The sequence below is a fragment of the Roseomonas aerilata DSM 19363 genome, assembly GCF_000711725.1.
Classification (GTDB): Bacteria; Pseudomonadota; Alphaproteobacteria; order Acetobacterales; family Acetobacteraceae; genus Roseomonas; species Roseomonas aerilata.
Genome location: NZ_JONP01000002.1, coordinates 51,832 through 71,028, shown reverse-complemented (window position 1 = coordinate 71,028; position 19,197 = coordinate 51,832). Strand labels below are relative to the sequence as shown.

The following is a 19,197-nucleotide window of genomic DNA, read 5'->3' as shown; positions in this document are numbered from 1 at the left end:
GACGCGGCAGAACAGGTGATCGGATCGAAGCATGGCAGGACGTCTCGAGGGCAAGGTCGCCGTCATCACGGGCGCGGGCTCGGTGGGAACGGGATGGGGCAACGGCCGCGCTGCCGCCGTGCTCTTCGCGCGGGAAGGCGCGCTGGTCTACGGCGTGGACAAGAACATGGCGGCCATGGAGGAGACCGCCGCCCGCATCCGCGAGGAAGGCGGCCGCTTCGCCATGGGTGCCTGCGACGTGATGAGCAGCGCGTCCATCGCCGCCATGGTTGAGGCGGCGGTGGCGGAATATGGCCGCATCGACATCCTCGTGAACAATGTCGGCGGTTCGGCGAAGGGCGGCCCGGTGGAGATGAGCGAGGAGGTCTGGGACACGCAGATCGATTACAATCTCAAGAGCGTGTTCCTCGCCTGTAAGCACGTCCTGCCCGTGATGGAGCGGCAGGGCGGCGGCGCGATCGTCAACACCGCCTCCACCTCCGGCATCCGCTGGACGGGCGCGGCGCAGGTGGCCTACGCGGCGTCCAAGGCCGGGATCATTCAGTTCTCCCGCGTCGTGGCGGTGGAGTACGCCGCTCGCAACATCCGCGTGAACACGGTGGTGCCCGGCCAGATGCACACGCCGATGGTGGAGACGCGGTTGGCCGGGCAGCGCGCGGGCGGCGACGTGGCGGCGCTTCTCGCCACCCGCGTGAAGCGCATCCCGCTGGGCTTCGCGGGCGATGGGCGCGACACGGCGAACGCCGCGCTGTTCCTTGCCTCCGATGAGGCGCGTTTCATCACTGGAACGGAGATCGTGGTGGACGGTGGCATGTCCGTCCGCTGCGACTGACCAGGAGGGCGGAATCGCTCGTGCGAGCGCGCGGCAGGACGTGCGGCAGGACGTGCGGCAGGACGTGCGGCAGGCGCACATCGCCGTGATCTACGCGCCCGCTTCGCCCGCATGATGGCCGAACCTTCACCTGGGCCAGCCAGCGGGAACCAGCTGTTCCGTGCCCGCTGTAACACGTCGTAACCCCGCGGATTGCACGGCCGAAAGATGGCTCCGTTCCGCTCCTCGAAGGCTGCGAGCAAGCTGCTCGGACAGGGATCAATCCCGGGCCGACTGCCCCGAGGGGAGGAGACAACATGGCACTCACCGTCCCCGGGCCACGCCCGGCCGCGGCGGGGCGATACCGCTGGGTCATCATCGCGCTGCTCTTCGTCGTCACCACCGTCAACTACATGGACCGCAATCTGCTCGGCGTGCTCAAGCCGACGATCCAGGGCGAGCTCCACTTCAGCGAGAGCGACTACGGCAACATCGTCTTTGCCTTCAGCATGGCCTATGCCGCGGGCTATGCGGGCATGGGCGCCTTCACGGACAAGGTGGGCGTACGCGTCGGCCTCGCGGTCGCGGCCATGATCTGGTCGGTTGCCTCCACCGCGCACGGCCTCGTCACCTCCGTCGCGGGCTTCACCGCCGCGCGCATTGCCCTGGGCCTCGGCGAGGGCGGTAACTTCCCGACCTGCATCAAGTCGGTCGCCACCTGGTTCCCGGTGCGGGACCGCGCGCTGGCCACGGGGGTGTTCAACTCCGGCAGCAATATCGGCGGCCTGCTCGCGCCGCTGATCGCCGCCTTCGTCACCTCCCATTTCGGCTGGCAGGCGGCCTTCTACGTGACCGGCCTGGTCGGCCTCGTCTGGGTCGTCTTCTGGCTGGCCCTATACCGCGCGCCGGAGGAGCACCCGAAGGTAACGTTGGAGGAACTCGCCTATATCCATAGCGATCCCGAGGTGCCCTCGCGCCGCGTGCCCTGGGTGGAGATGTTCCGCTACTCCGGCACCTGGGTGTACCTGGTGGGCGGCATTCTCACTAACCCCGTCTGGTGGTTCTACAACAACTGGGTGCCGAGCTTCCTCTTCTCGAAGTTCCACGTGAACCTGATGGCGCTCGGCCTGCCGCTCGTCATCATCTACCTCATGACGGATGTCGGCTCGATCGGCGGCGGCTGGCTGTCCGGGCGCTTTATGCGGGCCGGGTTCGGCGTCTTCACCGCGCGCAAGCTGGCGCTGCTGGCCTGCGCGGCCTGCACGGTGCCGGTCTTCCTCGCGCCCATGGCCGACGGGATCTGGGTCTCGGTGCTGCTGATCGGCCTCGCCATGGCCGCGCATCAGGGCTTCTCGGCCAACCTTTTCACCCTCGTCTCCGACACGATGCCGAAGGAGGCGGTGGCGAGCGCCGTGGGGTTCGGCGGCTGCGTCAGCTCCATCCTCGGCGGCTTCTCCGCGGTCGTGGTGGGGCGGCTGCTGGACGCCACGGGCGGCAATTACACGCTCGTCCTCTTCGTCGGCGCCGGGGCCTATGTGGTCGCCACCCTGGCCATCCATCTCATCCTGCCGAAGGAGCGGGCGGTGCTGCGGGTGCCGGCCGCCGCGCCCCTCGCCGGGGCTCACGAGGCCGGCGGGGGCGGTTGAGGCCCCTTCGCGAGAGCCCTGCGTCGGCAGGGCATCGCGGCGCGACAGGGCCGGAGTGGTCAGGGTGCCGCCGTCCCTGCGCCGCGCTGCAGGCGCTCCATCGAGACGGTGATCTCCCGGCTCGCCTCCTTCAGGGCCGGCACCAGCTCCTCGGTCAGGGCGCGATGGTTCACCGCGGAGCGGAAGTAGCTGAGGCCGATCGTGCCCGCGACCGCCCCGCCGAGGAGGATCGGTACGGCCACCGTGTCGGAGGAGCGCGGCTCCACCCGCGGGTCGCGCAGGGCGTAGCCCTGCTGCCGCACGCTGCCGACGATGCCGCGAATCGTGCGCTCCAGGGTCGGCGGGTTGTCCTCGGGATCAGCGGAGGCCGCGAGCATGCGGACGAGGATCCGCCGCTCCGTGTCCGGGCACCACCCGATATAGGCCCGGCCGAGCGCGCGCGTGACGAGGCTGAGATGCGACCCAACCGTGCTGTGGAAGGGCGAGACCGCGCTGTCCGCGATGGTGCTGACGCTGATCGCCATCCGCGCGCCGTCCAGCACGGCGATGGCGGCGGGCCAGCGCAGGCGGCGCGTCAGGTCCGCGGCCCAGGGCCGCCCGGCCTCCGCCACCAGCGGGCCGCCATGGTAGCCGGCGCTGAGGGAGAGCACGTCGGAGGTGACGTGGTAGCCGAGCCCGCGGCTGCCCTTCATCACCAGCCCCGCGACGATCAGCGTGCCGAGCAGGCGCATGATGGTCGGCTTCGGCAGCCCGGTCCGGCGATGCAGCTCCTCCACCGTGGTGCTGCGCTGCCGGTTCAGTTCCTTCAGGACCGAGAGGGCGCGGAGGACGGACTGGACGGGCGGATCGCTCAGGACAGGGGGCTCCGGCACGGTCGCGGCGGGCGGCAGGGCTGCCGGGGCCACCTTGCCGGTTCGCCCGGCCGTTCACAACGGAACGCTGCGGCAACGGCACCCCGCCTTCAACCATGCCGCCCCCGCTTCGCCGCCGGTGCTGCGCCGGCTACATGGAAATGTCGGCCTCCTTCAGGACCGGGCCCCACTTCTGCAACTCGGAGACGATGAAGGCCCTTAGGTCGGCCGGGGAGCCGCCGACGCCCTGCATGCTCAGCTTGACCAGTGCTTCCTGCCCCTTCGGGCTCCGCAGGAAGGCATTGGTGGCCGCGTTGAGCTTGCCGATGATCTCGCCCGGCGTTCCCGCGGGTGCCGCGAGGGCGTACCAGGCGGAGGCTTCGAACCCGCGGAACCCGGCTTCTTGGACGGTCTCGACCTCCGGCAGGTCGCCTGACCGCTGGGCGGTGGTGACGGCAAGAGCGCGGGCCTTTCCGTCCTGCACCACCGGCACGTAGGAAGGCAGGAAGTCCATCGCGAGGTCGATCTGCCCGCCCACAAGGTCGTTCACCACCTGCGCGGTGCCGCGATACGGCACGCTCGTCAGGCTGATCCCGAGCTCCTTCTCCAGCAGCAGGGCGGTGATGTGGCCGAGGGTTCCGTTGCCCGGCACGCCCACCGTGAGCTTGCCGGGATTCGCCCTCGCATGCGCCACCAGTTCCCTGATGTCCTTGACCGGCAGCGACGCCTTCGCCGCGACGATCAGGGGTGACTTGGCAATCAGGACGACCGGCGCGAAGGCCTGCTCGGGGTCGAAGGACAGGCTCTTGTAGATCAGCTTGTTGTTCGCCAGCGGCCCCGGCGTGCCGAACAGGATCGTGTTGCCGTCGGGCGCGGCCCTGGCAACGGCGGCCGCGCCAATGTTTCCGCCCGCGCCGGCACGGTTGTCGACGACGAATTGCTGGCCCAGCGCCTCGCTCAGGTACTGGGCGAGCGCGCGCGCCAAAAGGTCGGTTCCCCCGCCGGCGGAGAAGGGCAGGACCATGGTGACCGGGCGCGACGGCCAGGCCTGGGCCCAGCCGGGCTTGGGCGCCGCCCATAACCCGGCCGTGCCGAGGGCGAGTGCGGCCCGGCGAGTGACGCATGCCTTCATGGTGTCCTCCCTCGCGGCGCTGGGGCTCCGCCGCTTGTTGCGGGCATCCTAACCGGATTGATCGCGCGCGCTGCGCCATTGTGCGGGAATTCCGGGATCCGGAATGCGGTCACTCGCGGCTCGACGCGCCGGCCGCTTCGGCTAGCCTCGGCGCCGGGAACGTCGAGGGATCCGCCAGGGGCGACATCGGTCGCACGGGCGTCCGCGTGCACCCGCTGCCCCGGATGAGGGCAGGCACCTCTGGGGGCAGAGCGCCATGGAACGGCTGAAATTCTATATCGACGGCGCCTGGGTGGAGCCGACCACGCCCGCGACCCTGGGAGTGGTCAACCCCGCGACCGAGGAGGTCTTCGCCCGTATCAGCCTCGGCTCCGCGCCAGACGTGGACCGGGCCGTCGCGGCCGCGCGCCGGGCCTTTCCCGCCTATGCCGCGACGAGCGTGGAGGAGCGCCTCCGCCTTCTCCGGCGGATCGTCGAGGGGTTCCGGGCGCGCCTGCCGGAGCTCGCGCGCACGATGACTCTTGAGATGGGCGCCCCCATCACCTTCGCGACCGAGCGGCAGGCGACCGTCGCGCTCTTCCATTTCGAGGAAGCGGTGCGGGTGCTCGAACGCTACAGGTTCGAGGAGCGGATGGGGAACGGGATCATCCGCCGTGAGCCGATTGGCGTCTGCGGGCTGATCACGCCCTGGAACTGGCCGCTGAACCAGGTGGGCTCCAAGGTTGCCCCCGCGCTCGCGACTGGCTGCACCGTCGTCCTGAAGCCGAGCGAGGTCGCGCCGCTCAGCGCCATGCTCTTCGCGGAGATTGTCCACGAGGCCGGTGTCCCCGCCGGCGTCTTCAACCTCGTGAACGGCGACGGGCCAACGGTGGGCGAGGCGATCGCCGCCCATCCCGGGATCGACATGGTGTCCTTCACCGGCTCGACGGCGGCGGGCGTGCGGGTGGCGAAGCTGGCGGCGGATACGGTCAAGCGCGTGGCGCAGGAACTGGGCGGCAAGTCAGCCAACATCATCCTCCCCGATGCCGACCTGAGGGGCGCCGTGATCGAGGGCGTTCATGCCAGCTACACGAATGCCGGCCAGAACTGCCAGTCTCCCACGCGCATGCTCATCCCGCGGGCGCAGCGCGAAGCGGCGTTCGAGGCGGCGCGCGAGGCTGTTGGCGCCGTCCGCCTCGGCGACCCTCTTGATCCCGCCTGCACCATGGGGCCGCTGGTGAGCGGGGCGCAGTTCGAGAAGGTGCAGGACTTCATCCGCTCCGCGATCGACGAGGGGGCGACCCTGGTGGCCGGCGGACCGGGCCGGCCGGCGGAGCTCAACCACGGATACTACGTTCGCCCGACCGTTTTCGGCGACGTGACGCCGGGGATGCGGATCGCTCGGGAGGAGATCTTCGGCCCCGTGCTGTCCATCATGAACTACGACAGCGAGGACGAGGCGGTGGAGATCGCCAACGACACGCCCTTCGGTCTCGCAGGCTTCGTGCAGTCCCGCGACCCCGCACACGCGCGCGCCATCTCCAACCGGATCCGGTCAGGGCGCGTCTACATCAACGGCGCCGCGTTCGACCGCAGCCTCCCCTTCGGCGGCTATAAGCAATCCGGCAACGGGCGCGAGTTCGGGGTTTTCGGGTTCGAGGAATACCTTGAGGTGAAGGCCATCCTGGGCGCGGCGGGCTAGCGGCGGTGCCGCCCTGCTCCCGGGCGGAGATGAGCGTGCCCGTTCGCGCGGGCTGAAGCAGAGGCACGGGCGCTCGACCACATTCTCTGCGGGACGCTGCACGACGCATCCCGGACCGCGGCCAGATCGGTCAGACGAGAAGCGCCGACATTTCCCGCGCCGTCGCCAGCATCGCCGGCACCACTTCTGCGCGAAGGGCGGCGGCATCACGGCGACCGGCGTGGCTGCTGGTCGCGAGCGCCGCGACGACGCGCCCCGTGGCATCCGCCACCGGCACGGCCGCCGAGGCGAAGCCCTCCTCCAGCTCGCCGTCGAGCACGGCGAAGCCGGCGTCCCTGCACGCCGCCACGGCGCGCATCAGGGCGTCGGACTCCGTGACGGTGCGCGGGGTGTAGCGAGGCAACGGCGCCGCGAGATGGGCCCGCGCGACATCGGCGGGCAGGGCGGCCATCAGCACGCGCCCGGACGCGGTGGCATGCGCGGGCATCCGGGCCGAGACCGTCAGGGCGTGGCGGAAAGGCCGGTCGGCCGCCTCGGCCCGGGCGACATTCACGATATCCGGCCAGTCCAGCACGCTGAGCGAGACGCTCTCGCCGAGGCGGTTCGCCAGCGCCTCCAGCGCGGGCTGCATCCGGCGGTCCAGCCCGGCGCCGCCCAGATAGGCCTGCGCCAGGCGAAGCACCTGCGGCGTGAGGGCGAAGCGGCGGCTCTCGCTCTCGGCGAAGCCGAGTTCCACCAGGGTCATCAGCAGCCGCCTCGCGACGGCGCGGTCGAGCCCGGCGCGCGACGCGACCTCGGACAGCGTCAGCCGACCCGCGCCCGGACCGAAGGCGCCGATGACGTCCAGCCCGCGCGCGAAGGACGTCACGAAGCCCCGGCTCCGGATCTCCTCGCCCGCGGCGTCAGTCGACACGGATGTTCCGTTCCTTCACCAGCACCCCCCAGCGGCGGAATTCCTCGGGCACCATCGCCGCGAAATCCGCGTTGGGTCGGCTGGCCGGCACGGCGCCGAAGCTCGTGATGCGGGCGCGGATGGCGGGATCGGCCATCGCTTCCGCCAGAATGGCCGAGAGCCGCGCGGCGGCGGCCGGCGGTACGCTGCGGGGCGCGAACATCGCCTGCCAGCCGTCCACCTCGATGCCGGGGAAGCCCGCTTCCGCCAGGATCGGAACTTCCGGCAGCTCCGGCAGCCGCGCTGCCCCGGCCACGGCGAGCGCCCGCAGCGTGCCGGCCCGCAGATGGGGCAGCACGGAGGAGAGGGTGAGGAAGCCGAGATCCACCTGCCCGCCGAGCAGGTCCGGCATCAGCACGCCTTCGCCGCGATAGACCACCGGTTCCAGCTCCGCGCCGGCACCCTGGTTGAACAGCTCCGCCGTCATGTGGGACAGCGTGCCGTAGCCGCTGTTCGCTGCCGACAGGCCCTTCGGCCGCGCCTTCGCCGCCGCGACGAGCGCGGCCACGTCCGTGAAGCGAGAGCCGGAGGGCACGACGAGGAGGAAGGGCGTCGAGGCGATCTGCGCGAGCGGCGTGAAGTCCCGCACGACGTCGTAACCCACGGGCTGGGCCTGCAGGTGCGGCACGATGGTCATGCTGATGCTACCGAACAGGAGGGTGTGGACGTCGTTCGCCCCGGCCGCCGCGGCCACGCCGATGACGCCGCCGGCGCCGGCCCGGTTCTCGACCACGACCGGCTGGCCCAGCTTCGGCCCGAGCACCTGCTCGCCGAGCATGCGGGCAAGGCCGTCCGCCGGCCCGCCCGCCGCGAAGGGCACGATGATTCTGACAGGGCGGCTCGGCCAGGTCCCGCCCGACTGCGCGCGGGCGGCGGGAGAAGCCGCGAGCAGCGCGAGGCCCGTGGAGAGCAGCGACCGGCGCTCGAGGGCGAATTGGCTGGGCTTGTTCATCGTTTCCTCCGTTTCTGTGAAGCCGGTCTCAGGCCGGCAGGTAGGCGCCGTCGCGCCGCAGGCGTTCGCGCAGGGCGGCCGGGTCCACCTGGCGCGCACCGCCATTGCCGGCGCAGGCGAGGGCGGCGGCGGTGCCGGCAGCCTGGCCGATCGCCATGGTGGTGGGCATCACGCGCGTCGAGGCATGGGCGCCGTGGCTGGCGGAGATGCCGCGCCCGGCGACGAGGGCGTTGTCGAGCCCGGTCGGCACGAGGCAGCGGTACGGAATCTCGTAGCTCTTGTCGCCGCCGAGGGTCTCGAAGTGCAGCCCGGTGCCCTTCGCCGGATGGATGTCCATCGGATAGGCCCCGACCGCGATCGCGTCCGGGAAGCGCCGCTCCGCGCGAAGGTCCTCCGGGGTCAGCACGAAGTCGCCGCGCACGCGCCGCGATTCCCGGATCCCGAGCTGCGGCGCCAGGGCGATGAGGCGCCCGCCCTCGCAGCCCGGCACATGGGCCGAAAGGAAATCGGCGGCCGCGAAGGCCTGCCGGCGCCCTTCCATCTCGCCGGCCGAGAGCTGGAAGGGGTCCGTCGCGTCGAGGTTGACCCGGCTGATGTTGAACCAGCCGTCATTGGTGCCGGGGATGCGGCTCTGGTGCAGGGCGGCCCTGGCCAGCGCGCCGCTCTCGACCCCCCGAGTGCAGAGGTCCTTCAGCTCGGCGGCTCCAAGGGCGCCGAAGCGGTCGAAGTCAATTGGCCCAAAGCGGAACATCATCGTAGCGGGCTGCGGCGCCTCGTCAGGCTCCAGCGGCAGGAAGGTCGCGCCGGCCCGGGCCATCACGTCGAGATCGCCCGAGGCATCGATGGCGAATCCTGGCCGGATCGCGAGCGGGCCCGCCTTCGTCAGCACCGTCACGGTCGCGATGGCGGATCCCTGCCTGGCCACGTCGAGGATCGTGGCATGGAAGAGAGGGCGCACGCCGGCCTCAGTCGTCATCTCGTCGAGGACGAGTTTCAGCCGTTCCGGATCGTAGGAGACCTGGTCCATCCGATGGCCGGTGGACATGGTAAAGCGGGTGTGGCCGCCCGAGCCGCCGTGCCGCTCCAGCCGCTCGACGACCTCCTCGGCGAGGCCCTGGATGACCTGCCGGCCCGCGGCGGTTTCCCAGCCGACAAACTGCCCCACCGCTGCCGCCGTCGCGCTGCCGCCGAGGAAGCCCCAGCGCTCCACGAGCAGAACCCGGGCTCCGGCCCGCGCGGCGGCGACCGCCGCGACGGTGCCGGCCATGCCGCCGCCACAGACCAGGACATCGGTGGGGGTGTCGAGATACGGCTGCATGTTCCACCCATTTATGCGCATTGCGCACTATAGTGCGCAATACGCATCAATCACTGCGATCTGCTTCTTGGCGTCGCGACGGGTCTGCAGGGTAGGGCAAGCGAATACTAGAAGGAACAGAGCGAAATAATAACATCTTCTTATCAAGAACTCGCGCCTCAACCCTGAGTTGTTGAGGATTTTTACAAATGTCGCGTTGCGATTTCGAAATGCCGTAGAAGTTGTTGGAAAGGCAGGTCACTGTCATAGGGCATGGGAATTGCCTTTCCAGTGCTGCTGGAGAATGCGGCCGTTTCGAACGGTTGGCCTGCTCGCAGCCTGGAGGAAACGATGACCGTTGCTTGCTTGAGATTCGGGCCAATGAAGGCTGTGGCTGCGCTGACTTTCGCCCTGGCACTTCCCTGTGCTTCCGCCTCGGCGGAGACCATCCTCTTCGTGGGTAACAGCTTCACCTATGGCGATCCCGCCGGTGGGCCGCCGACCGTGCGGAACTACCGACCCAGCACCGTGACCGACCTGGTCGGCACCGGTATCGGCGGCGTGCCCGCGCTGTTCAAGGCTTTCACGGTTCAGGCAGGGCTCGACTATACCGTCAGCCTCGAGACCCAGGGCGGTACCGGGCTCGACTACCACTACAACAACCGCCTCGGCCTCATTAACCAGCCCTGGGACAATGTCGTCCTCCAGAGCTACAGCACGCTCGATTCCGCCCGCCCGGGCAATCCCGCCACGCTGATCCAGTACTCCGCGCTGCTGGCGAACACGTTCACGGCGCAGAACCCGAACGTCAACATCCTGCTCGACGCCACCTGGTCCCGCGCCGACCAGACCTACCTGCCCACAGGGGCCTGGTACGGCCAGGACATCAGCGCGATGCAGCGGGACGTGGAGGCCGGTTACCGCGCGGCCGATGCGAACTCGGCCCTGATCGACGGCGTGATCCCTGTCGGCGCGGCCTGGGACCGGGCGATCCGGACGGGCTTCGCGGATCCCAATCCCTATGACGGGATCATGGCCGGCCTGGTGAACCTCTGGGCGCCCGACAGCTATCACGCCAGCCCCTACGGCTATTACCTCGAGGCGCTGATGTTCTTCGGCAGCATCACCGGCCTGGACCCGCTGAGCCTCGGGGCGAACGAGTATGTCGCGCGCGACCTCGGCTTCACCGCGAGCCAGGCGCTCGCGCTGCAGCAGATCGCGCATGACCAGCTCGCGGTCGCCGTGCCCGAGCCCGCCTCGCTTGCGCTGTTCGGGGTGGGGCTGCTCGGCATGGGGCTCGTGCGCCGCCGCCGTGCGACGGCCGACCTGCCGGCCTGAACCCTGCCGAGGGGCGGCACGCTGCCCCTTACGGCCGGCATGACGGGGCCGGGCGCTCAGGCGTCCGGCCCTTTTTTCGCCGCTGGTCGTTGCTAGGGGCTGAGGCGAGTGCTTCAGCCTTCCCAACCAGCCGCTCGGGGTGCTGAACGCCGCTTCCGAAGCATGGCCTGGCGTCGGGGGCGATCACCCGCGGGCAGCCAGCCTGCCGGCCTCGCCCTCCGGCTGTTCGTCCGGTTGCCCCATGCCGTCTGGGCGGGCCGAAGCCGCCACCTCCTCGGCATCCGGGTCGCGGCCATGATGGCGATCGAGGAGGCGCATGATCGGCGTGACGGTCAGCCCGTGCAGGAGGACCGACATCAGGACGATGAGGCCCACAAGCCCCCATAGCCGTTCGGCGCCGGGCACCTCCATGTGGTTGAGGCCATAGGCGAGATAGTAGAAGGAGCCGACGCCGCGGATGCCGAAGAAGGCGAGCGTCAGCTTCTCGCCCATGTCTGCCTTGAAGCCGAAAAGTCCGATCAGGCCCGTCACCGGGCGTATAACCAGCAGGATGACGGCCGCGATCCCGGCATCGGCCCAGGTGACCGGAGAGAGGAGACCGCTGACCAGCGCGCCGCCGAAGAGCAGCAGCAGGACCATCATGGCGATGCGTTCGATCTGCTCGGTGATCTCGTGCATCTGCAGCTGGAAGTCGTGCTCGCGGTGGGCGTGTCGGAACGCGACCGCCGTCACGAACACGGCCAGGAAGCCGTAGCAGTGGATGATCTCCGTCAGCCCATAGGAGACGAGCGTGGCGGACAGAGCGATCAGCCCGTCGCCGGTCTTGGCCAGCTTGGTCTCGGCCGGGACGTGGAAGGTCAGCCAGCCGAACGCGCGCCCGATCAGCCAGCCGGCCACCACGCCGGCGCCGACCTCCCATAGGACCCGGTAGCTGAACCATTCAACGAACCAGGCTTCCCCCGTGCCCGCGACGGCGGCGAGGACGATGGCGAGATGGACGAAGGGGAAGGCGAGCCCGTCGTTCAGCCCGGCCTCCGAGGTGAGGCCGAAGCGCACCTCGTCCTCCTCCCCGCTCCTGGGCGGGCCCACCTGCACGTCGGCGGCGAGCACGGGATCGGTGGGCGCAAGGCTGGCTGCCAGCAGGATGGCCACCGCCCAGGGCAGGCCCATCCCCCAGCCGAGGAGCAGGGCGATCGCGAGAATGCCGAGGGGCATGGTGATGCCGAGCAATCGCCAGGTGACGGTCCAGCTTCGCCAATCGAAGATGCGATCGAGCTTCAGGCCCGCGCCCATGAGCGCGATGATCACAACGAATTCAGTGAGGCGTTCGGTAATCTCCGGATAGTCGAGCGGCACCGGGCGGATCGTCACCTGCGGGAGGGAGAACAGGCCGGCGCCGAGTGCGATGCAGACGATCGGCAGGGAGAGCGGCAGGCGCTTCAGGACAAGGGGAAGCCACGCCACGAGAGCGATGAGGAATCCGAACCCGGTGAGAGCAAGGATATAGGGGTCCGGAAGCCATGAACTGTCTGTCATGTTCGCTTAACGAGCGCGCACGGACCTCGTTCGGGGCGAGAGTGGGCCAACCTGTAAGAACCCATTCTGCACTATCCGGGCGATCTGCAGCGCGTCGATTGGGGCTGGCATGTCTCCGAAGGTGATCGCATTCTTGGGCCATAAAGTGCCCGACCGGCCGCCACTGGCTGTCTGAGGAAAATGTCCATGACGCAAAATCCGTCGCAGGAGCGGGATCGTGCAGGCCCGATGGCCCCGGCCGGAAGGGGCCGTCGCGCGCTGCTTCTCGGCGCCGCGGCCCTCCCCTTTCTCGCGCGGCGCGCCGCCGCAGCGGAACTGGTGGTCTTCAGCTCCGGCGGGCTCAATGCCGCCTATCTCACGCTCGTTCCGGCATTTCAGCAGCAGACCGGCCATAGCCTCGTCAGCGTTCAGGCCTCCTCCATGGGCGCGGCGCCGGACGCCATTCCGCAGCGCCTCGGGCGCGGCGAGCCTGCCGACGTGCTGCTGCTCGCGAGCGGCGGGCTGGAGCCGCTGGCGGCGCGGGGCCTCATCCTGCCCGACAGCCGGGTGGATATCGCGCGGAGCCTGATCGGCATGTGCGTCCGCGCCGGGGCGCCGAAGCCGGATATCTCGTCCGTGGACGCCTTCCGGCAGGCGCTGCTCAACGCCTCCTCCATTGCCTATTCGGCGAGCGCGAGCGGGGTCTACATCGAGAACGAGATGTACCGGCGCCTCGGCATCCATGAGCAGGTCATGCCGAAGTCGCGCCGCATCCTCTCCGAGCGCGTGGCGAGCGTCGTGGCGCGCGGCGAGGCCGAGATCGGCTTCCAGCAGGTGAGCGAGATCCTCTTCGTCGAGGGCGCCGCCTATGTCGGCACGATCCCGGAGCCGGTGCAGCTACCGACTATCTTCTGCGCGGCGATCCCCGCGAAGGCGCGGGAACCCGAGGCGGCGCGCGCCCTCATCCGCTTCCTCGCCTCGCCCGAGGCCGCGCCGGCGCTGGAGCGGACGGGGCTGGAGCCGTTGAACCGGGGCTGAACCCGGCGCTCGGGCGCAGGACCGTCAGGGGATGATCCGGGCCTCCCGCAGCGTCTTGAACAGGTCGAAGAAGGAGTCCTCCGTCGCCTGGTAGTCGAGGAAGCCGAGCTTGCGGCTCTTGCTCATGTCGGTGACGACCTCGATCGGGCGGCCCAGATCGGCATCGGTGTGCCAGGCGGAGGCCAGACGGTTCAGGTCGTGCTCGGCGAGGTGGTGGCGCTCCGCGATCTCGCGCCAGAGCGGGCCGGCATCGGCCAGCTGCTGCTCGAGTGGCGTGCCCTGGCCAGGGAAGGGCGCGGGCTGCAGGCCGAACCAGCCGGCGATGCGCCCCCACATCCAACTCCAGCGGAACACGTCGCCGTTCACCACGTTGAACGCCTGGTTCCGCGCGGCCGGGGTGGTCGCGGCCCATTCGAGCTGGCGGGCCAGCAGGCGGGCGTCGGTCATGTCGGTCAGCCCGTTCCACTGCGCGGCGGAACCGGGAAAGAGAAAGGGGCGGCCGGTCTCCCGGCAGAGCGTGGCGTAGGTCGCGAGGGTGACCCCCATGTTCATGGCATTGCCGAGGGCGTAGCCGATGATGGTGTGGGGCCGGTGCACGCTCCAGCCGAAGCCGTCCCGCGCGGCCGCGGCGAAGACCTCGTCCTCCTGGGCGTAGTAAAAGTTTTCGACATCCAGCCGCGGCTGCTCCTCGCGGAAGGGCGTGGCGGGCAGGCTGCCCTTTCCGTAGTTCTCGAAGGGGCCGAGATAGTGCTTCAGCCCGGTGACCAGCGCGACGTGCCGGACGGTGCCGCCGGGTTGCAGCGCGTCCAGCAGGTTGCGCACCATGGCGGCGTTGACCCGGATATTCTCCGCTTCCGTCGGCTGGCGCAGCCAGGTGGTGATGAAAACGTGGCTCGGGCGCTGGTCGCGCAGCGCGGCCTGGAGCCCGGCAGGGTTCAGCAGGTCGGCCGCGACGGGGCGCAGCCCTTCGATGTCGCCCGGCGGGCGCCGCGCGAGGCCGCTGACCTCCCAGCCCTGGCCGAGCAGGCGCCGGGCCAGATTGTTGCCCACGATGCCGCTGACGCCCGCGATCAGTGCCGATCCCGCCATGTTCCAGCCCTGCCCCTCTATCCTCGCCCTCGCAGCCAGGCATGCTGGGCGGAGAGACCAGAAGGCACCCTGCGGTGAAAGGTTTGCCCCCGGGTGTCCAAGGATGCGTCTTGCCAACGTCCTCGCCCGGCACGTCGCCGCCGCGGCGGGGCAACTGCTGAAGCGAAGCACCGTTGCTTTTTCCACCATGCCGATGTCCGACTTACGGATGGCATCGGCCATAGCGCCCAGGAGTACAACGATGGCCACGAAAGCAGCGTCAAAGACGTCCGAGAAGGCATCCGGGGATGCCGAGCCGGTGAAGGCCAAGAAGGTCGCCAAGCCGGCCAAGGGCCACAAGCCGAACGCGCTTCAGCAGCCGCTCCAGCCGTCCGCGGAACTGGCGGCCGTGGTGGGCGAGGAGAAGCTTGCCCGCGGCGAGGCGGTCAGCAAGGTCTGGGCTTATATTAAGGAGAACAAGCTCCAGAACCCGAAGGATGGCCGCGAGATCCTGGCGGACGACAACCTGCAGAAGGTGTTCGGCAAGGACAAGGTGACGATGTTCGAGATGAACAAGTATCTCGCTCAGCACCTGAAATAGGCAGCAGCCGGCCCCGCGCGTGCGCTGTGATGGAGTGTTCATCGCGGGGCGGTTCGGCTTCGGCGGGGATGATGCTTTCATTCCCCCTGGAAGCCGTTCCGAACGAGGTTGTGACCCGGGCGGATGATCCTTCTCCGCGAACCTTCGGCGGCGTAGCCTTCTGCGCCGATCAACTCGGCTGCGGAGATGTTCATGCCCGTCAGTGAAGTCCGGATCGCGCGCCGCTCGGTTTTTATCCTGGCTGGCGCGGCGCTGCTCCTGCCGCATGGGTGGGCGGCGACTGCGCAGCCAGCGGCCGGCACCCGCATCGGCATCATCGGATCGGGACGGCTGGGTGGGACGGTCGGCACGCTCTGGGCGAAGGCCGGGCATCCGGTCCTCTTCTCCTCTCGTCATCCGGAGCGGTTGAAGGAGCTGGTGGAAGCCGCGGGCCCCAATGCCAAGGCGGGCACGCCGGCCGAGGCGGCCGCGTTCGGCGAGGCCCTGCTGGTGGCCGTGCCCTATGGCGCGCTTCCGCAGGTCGGGCAGGAGCTGGGCGGCGCCTTGCGGGGCAAGGTGGTGCTGGACGCCTGCAACGCGGTGGTGACGCGCGACGGGGCGGTCGGACAGGCGGCCATCGAGCGCGGCATCGGGCTGGCCTCGGCGGAGCATCTGCCGGGGGCACGGGTGGTGCGGGCCTTCAACACATTGGGCTCTCGCGTGCTGGCGGAAGGGGCGCACCGGGCAGGGGCACCGATCGCCATTCCCATCGCGGGCGACGACGCGGCCGCGCTCGAGACCGCCGCGGCGCTGGTGCGGGATGCCGGTTTCGATCCGGTCGTCGTCGGCCCGCTTTCCCGGGCATCCGACTTTGCAATGGGCGCGCGGGGCTACGGGCAGGCGGTGACCGCGCCGGAGCTTCGCCGCATCCTGGATCTTCCGTCCTAGGCGCTTCCTGGCCGAGGGTCCTCGGCCATGCGGAGTGCTTCAACGCGAAGAACGATGGACAGGAGCGGCTCTTTCCGGGGCAACGCATTTACGCAGGCCCGAGGGGACGTTTGTGTCCAGCGGCCCTCCCTCAGCGCGCGTCCTGCAGAATGAGGTCGCTGCCCTTCTCTCCGATCATGATGACCGTGGCGTTGATGTTGCCTGAGGGGATGCGCGGCATCACAGAGGCATCGACCACGCGCAGCCCCTCCATGCCCCGAACCCGCAGCACGTCGTCCACCACGGGGCCCATGGCGCAGGTGCCGCAGGGATGCGCGCCCGTGCCGCCGCGGAGCCGCGCATGCTCCAGCCAGGCTTCGTCCGTTTCCGTGCCCAGGCCGGGCAACAGCTCCTCCGCAACGGCATCGCTCAGGGGACCGGTCCCGAACAGGCGTCGCGCCAAGCGCAGCCCGGCCACCATGGTCGCGCGGTCGCCTTCCGTGGAGAGATAGTTGGGCTGGATGGCCGGCGCCGCTTGCGGACCGGGCGAGCGGATCCGCACCCAGCCGCGGCTCTCGGGATAGGAGGGCACGGCGGCGATTGTGCAGCCGGGGAACGGATGGGGCGGGCGGCCCGGCGCCTCGAGGCTGAGGGCGAGGAAGTGGTACTGCACGTCCGGCACTGGCAGGTCGGGCCGGGTGCGGGCGAAGAGGCCTACCGGCCCGCCGCCCATCATCAACGGCCCGCGGCGCGCGAGATATTGCAGGCCCGCCCAGGCGCGGCGCGGCCAGGAGTGGAAGATCTCGTTCATCGTGTTGGCCTGCCGGGCGCGGTAGGCCACGCGGGCGGTCAGGTGGTCCTGCAGGTTCTCGCCCACGGGCAGGTCGTGCACCACATCGAGACCCGCATCCCGCAGAACGGCGCCGGGACCGATGCCTGAGCGCTGCAGAAGCTGTGGCGAGTTGATCGCGCCGCCGGCGAGGATCACCTCTCGCTGGGCGCGGACTACCTGCCGCTCCGTTCCACGCAGGATCTCGACGCCGACGGCCCGATTTCCCTCGAGCACCACGCGAGTCACCAGCAGGCCGGTCTCCACGCGCAGATTCCCCCGCCGCAGCACGGGGCGCAGATAGGCATTGGCCGTGCTGGCGCGCCGGTAGCCGCCCACCGCAAGCTGGTAGGCGCCGGCACCTTCCTGGGTCGCGCCGCTGAAATCGTCGTTGCGCGGGAAGCCCAGGGCGAGGGCGCTGCCGATGAAGGCATCGTAGAGCGTGTGCGGCATGCGGATGTCGGAGACGGAGAGCGGGCCGCCGACGCCGTGGAACTCGTCCTCACCCCGTTCCTGGTGCTCGGCGCGGCGGAAGAAGGGCAGGACGTCTCGGTAGGACCAGCCGCGATGGCCGAGCGCGGCCCAGCCGTCGAAATCGTGCCGGGCACCGCGCACATGGATCAGCCCGTTGATGGCGGAGGAGCCGCCGAGCACCCGGCCCCGCGGCCAGGCCACGCGGCGCCCGCCCAGCCCCGGCACCGGCTCTGTCTCGTAGGACCAGTTGTAGCGGGGATGGTAGGCGTTGCGGAAATAGCCGACGGGGATGTGCAGCCAGGGGTCGCGGCCGCGCGGCCCGGCCTCCAGCAGCAGCACGCGGTGGCGCGGATCGGCCGAGAGCCGGTTGGCGAGCACGCAGCCCGCGGAGCCGGCGCCGACGACGATGAAATCCGCCTCCACCGTCAGGGCGTGACGAGGTTCGCCGCCAGGGGCGGGGGGGCGATGGCTGCCTCGGGATCGAGATCGCCGGCCAGAAGCCGGTTTCGTCGCTCCAGAGCGCGGTCCAGCCATCCCGCCGCCGTGCTGGGCTGGGAGGCGAGGAGGATTTCCGTGGTCGGGTGCCAGGGGGGTGCCAGCACCTCGTCCCTGGTGCCGGATTCAATGATGCGGCCGCGCTCCATCACAACGATGTCGTCCGCGATGCTCCGCACCACGCCCAGATCGTGCGTGATGAAGAGGTAGGAGACGCCCCGCTCCCGCCGCAGCCGGTCGAGCAGCTTCAGGACTCCCTCGCCCACCAGCGGATCAAGGGCGGAGGTCACCTCGTCGCAGAGGATCAGGTCCGGCTCGGCCGCCAGGGCGCGGGCGATGACGACGCGCTGCCGCTGCCCGCCGGAGAGGGCCATAGGGCGGCGATCCGCCAGTTCGGGGGCAAGCTCCACCGCCTCCAGCAGGGCGGCGACGCGCTGCCTGACCTCTGCGCGTGACGGGTTGAAGTAGAACCGGATCGGGCGGCCGATGATGTCGCCGACCGCCTGGGTGGGGTTCAGCGCCGTGTCGGCCGACTGGAACACCATCTGGACGCGGCGCAGCAGGTCCCGGCTGCGCTGCTTCAGCGCGCGGGGCAGGGGCTGGCCGGCGAAGACCACCTGCCCGTCCTCGGCCGCGTGGAGCCCGGCGATCACCCGGGCGAGGGTGGACTTGCCGCTGCCGGACTCCCCCACCACGGCGAGGGTGCGGCCCTTGCGCACGGTCAGATCGATGTCGTGCAGCACGCGAAGGGGGCCAAAGCCCGCCTTCATCCCGCGAACGGTGAGGAGGGGCGGCGCCGGCGAGGGATCGCGCGGGGAGGCCGGCTGAGTGCCCACTTGCAGAAGGCTGCGGGTGTAGGCCTCGCGCGGGCGCTCCACCACCTCGCGCGCCGGGCCTTCCTCCACCAGCCCGCCGCCGCGCAGCACCATGATGCGGCCCGCGACCTGCGAGACGATGGCCAGGTCGTGGCTGATGTAGAGGGCCGCCGCCTGCTCCTGCCGGATGGCCTGCCGGATAGCGGCGAGCACGCCGAGCTGGGTGGTGACGTCCAGCGCCGTGGTCGGCTCGTCGAAGACGATGATCTTCGGGCCGGGGGCGAGGGCCATCGCCGTCATCGCCCGCTGGAGCTGCCCGCCGGAGACCTGGTGCGGGTAGCGGTCGTAGAAGCCGGCCGGGTCGGGCAGGCCCAGGCGCCCCATCAGTTCGATGATGCGCTGGCGGCGCTGGGCCGGGCCGCGGCTGTCGAAGCGGCGCAGTACTTCGTCGATCTGCGCGCCGAGGGTGAAGGAGGGATTGAAGGCCGCCGCTGCCGATTGCGCGACATAGGCGATGCCGCCGCCCCGCACCCCCCGCAACGTGCGGGCGGAGGCGCGCAGCAGGTCCTGCCCCTGGAACAGCACCTGGCCGCGCACGGCGTGGCAGCCTGGGCGGATATGGCCCATGGCCGCGAGGCCGATGGTGGACTTGCCGGCGCCGGACTCGCCGATCAGGCCCAGCACCTCGCCGGCATGGAGGTCCAGGCTGATGCCGCGCAGCAGCTCCGTCACGCCGCGCTTTCCGGCGGCCTGGATGCAGAGGTCGCGGATGCGGAGAAGCGGCTCGGTCATCCGG

General features: G+C 70.2%; 16 protein-coding genes. 7 read left to right on the top strand and 9 right to left on the bottom strand.

Annotated elements, in window-relative coordinates:
• Positions 1 to 31: 31 nt before the first annotated feature.
• Positions 32 to 832: an SDR family NAD(P)-dependent oxidoreductase gene (locus BO39_RS03200; protein WP_043830022.1), complete on the top strand. Its 801-nt coding sequence runs from the start codon at positions 32 to 34 to the stop codon at positions 830 to 832.
• A 296-nt stretch (positions 833 to 1,128) separates the two neighbouring features.
• Positions 1,129 to 2,457 carry an MFS transporter gene (locus BO39_RS03195; protein ID WP_084697811.1) on the top strand — a complete coding sequence of 443 codons (1,329 nt, stop codon included), beginning with the start codon at positions 1,129 to 1,131 and terminating at the stop codon, positions 2,455 to 2,457.
• Positions 2,458 to 2,516: 59 nt separating this feature from the next.
• Here the strand turns inward: BO39_RS03195 and BO39_RS03190 are convergent, their stop codons facing one another.
• Positions 2,517 to 3,362, bottom strand: a complete 846-nt coding sequence (locus BO39_RS03190; RefSeq protein WP_084697810.1) for a DNA-binding transcriptional regulator — start codon at positions 3,360 to 3,362, stop codon at positions 2,517 to 2,519.
• A gap of 97 nt (positions 3,363 to 3,459) precedes the next feature.
• Positions 3,460 to 4,440 carry a Bug family tripartite tricarboxylate transporter substrate binding protein gene (locus tag BO39_RS03185; protein ID WP_043830020.1) on the bottom strand — a complete coding sequence of 327 codons (981 nt, stop codon included), beginning with the start codon at positions 4,438 to 4,440 and terminating at the stop codon, positions 3,460 to 3,462.
• 256 nt (positions 4,441 to 4,696) lie between these two features.
• Between BO39_RS03185 and BO39_RS03180 the strand changes: the two genes are divergently transcribed.
• The gene (locus BO39_RS03180; RefSeq protein ID WP_043830018.1) at positions 4,697 to 6,121 is read left to right on the top strand and encodes an aldehyde dehydrogenase family protein; all 1,425 of its coding nucleotides are present in this window, start codon (positions 4,697 to 4,699) and stop codon (positions 6,119 to 6,121) included.
• A gap of 130 nt (positions 6,122 to 6,251) precedes the next feature.
• Here BO39_RS03180 and BO39_RS03175 read toward each other — a convergent pair whose 3' ends face one another.
• The 3 genes from BO39_RS03175 to BO39_RS03165 are packed head-to-tail and all read right to left on the bottom strand — an operon-like array spanning position 6,252 to position 9,343.
• Positions 6,252 to 7,034, bottom strand: coding sequence for an IclR family transcriptional regulator domain-containing protein (locus BO39_RS03175; protein WP_043830016.1), 783 nt, complete (start codon positions 7,032 to 7,034; stop codon positions 6,252 to 6,254).
• On the bottom strand, positions 7,024 to 8,025 hold the full coding sequence (locus tag BO39_RS03170; RefSeq protein WP_043830330.1) for a Bug family tripartite tricarboxylate transporter substrate binding protein: 1,002 nt from the start codon (positions 8,023 to 8,025) through the stop codon (positions 7,024 to 7,026). The genes BO39_RS03175 and BO39_RS03170 overlap by 11 nt, the downstream gene beginning before the upstream one ends.
• 28 nt (positions 8,026 to 8,053) lie before the next feature.
• Positions 8,054 to 9,343 (bottom strand): FAD-dependent oxidoreductase, encoded by a 1,290-nt coding sequence (locus BO39_RS03165; protein ID WP_043830014.1) that lies wholly within the window; start codon positions 9,341 to 9,343, stop codon positions 8,054 to 8,056.
• 369 nt (positions 9,344 to 9,712) lie between these two features.
• Here BO39_RS03165 and BO39_RS03160 point away from each other — a divergent pair, with 369 nt between their 5' ends.
• The gene (locus tag BO39_RS03160; RefSeq protein ID WP_245614923.1) at positions 9,713 to 10,660 is read left to right on the top strand and encodes a PEP-CTERM sorting domain-containing protein; all 948 of its coding nucleotides are present in this window, start codon (positions 9,713 to 9,715) and stop codon (positions 10,658 to 10,660) included.
• 183 nt (positions 10,661 to 10,843) lie between these two features.
• Here the strand turns inward: BO39_RS03160 and BO39_RS03155 are convergent, their stop codons facing one another.
• Complete coding sequence (locus tag BO39_RS03155) at positions 10,844 to 12,196, bottom strand: cation:proton antiporter (RefSeq protein WP_052401396.1); 1,353 nt, start codon at positions 12,194 to 12,196, stop codon at positions 10,844 to 10,846.
• Positions 12,197 to 12,382: 186 nt separating this feature from the next.
• Between BO39_RS03155 and BO39_RS03150 the strand changes: the two genes are divergently transcribed.
• The gene (locus BO39_RS03150) at positions 12,383 to 13,213 is read left to right on the top strand and encodes a substrate-binding domain-containing protein (RefSeq protein ID WP_169742723.1); all 831 of its coding nucleotides are present in this window, start codon (positions 12,383 to 12,385) and stop codon (positions 13,211 to 13,213) included.
• 24 nt (positions 13,214 to 13,237) lie between these two features.
• Here the strand turns inward: BO39_RS03150 and BO39_RS03145 are convergent, their stop codons facing one another.
• Positions 13,238 to 14,302 (bottom strand): SDR family oxidoreductase, encoded by a 1,065-nt coding sequence (locus tag BO39_RS03145; RefSeq protein WP_043830007.1) that lies wholly within the window; start codon positions 14,300 to 14,302, stop codon positions 13,238 to 13,240.
• Positions 14,303 to 14,405: 103 nt separating this feature from the next.
• On the opposite strand from BO39_RS03145, the gene BO39_RS03140 reads away from it, so the two are divergent.
• Both BO39_RS03140 and BO39_RS03135 read left to right on the top strand, forming a co-directional pair.
• Positions 14,406 to 14,882 (top strand): SWIB/MDM2 domain-containing protein, encoded by a 477-nt coding sequence (locus BO39_RS03140; RefSeq protein ID WP_245614921.1) that lies wholly within the window; start codon positions 14,406 to 14,408, stop codon positions 14,880 to 14,882.
• 192 nt (positions 14,883 to 15,074) lie between these two features.
• Positions 15,075 to 15,809: an NADPH-dependent F420 reductase gene (locus BO39_RS03135; protein ID WP_043830326.1), complete on the top strand. Its 735-nt coding sequence runs from the start codon at positions 15,075 to 15,077 to the stop codon at positions 15,807 to 15,809.
• A gap of 130 nt (positions 15,810 to 15,939) precedes the next feature.
• Here BO39_RS03135 and BO39_RS03130 read toward each other — a convergent pair whose 3' ends face one another.
• Both BO39_RS03130 and BO39_RS03125 read right to left on the bottom strand, forming a co-directional pair.
• Positions 15,940 to 17,514, bottom strand: coding sequence for a GMC family oxidoreductase (locus tag BO39_RS03130; RefSeq protein ID WP_245614919.1), 1,575 nt, complete (start codon positions 17,512 to 17,514; stop codon positions 15,940 to 15,942).
• Positions 17,515 to 17,516: 2 nt separating this feature from the next.
• Positions 17,517 to 19,193 carry an ABC transporter ATP-binding protein gene (locus BO39_RS03125; protein WP_052401395.1) on the bottom strand — a complete coding sequence of 559 codons (1,677 nt, stop codon included), beginning with the start codon at positions 19,191 to 19,193 and terminating at the stop codon, positions 17,517 to 17,519.
• Between the last annotated feature and the right edge of the window lie 4 nt (positions 19,194 to 19,197).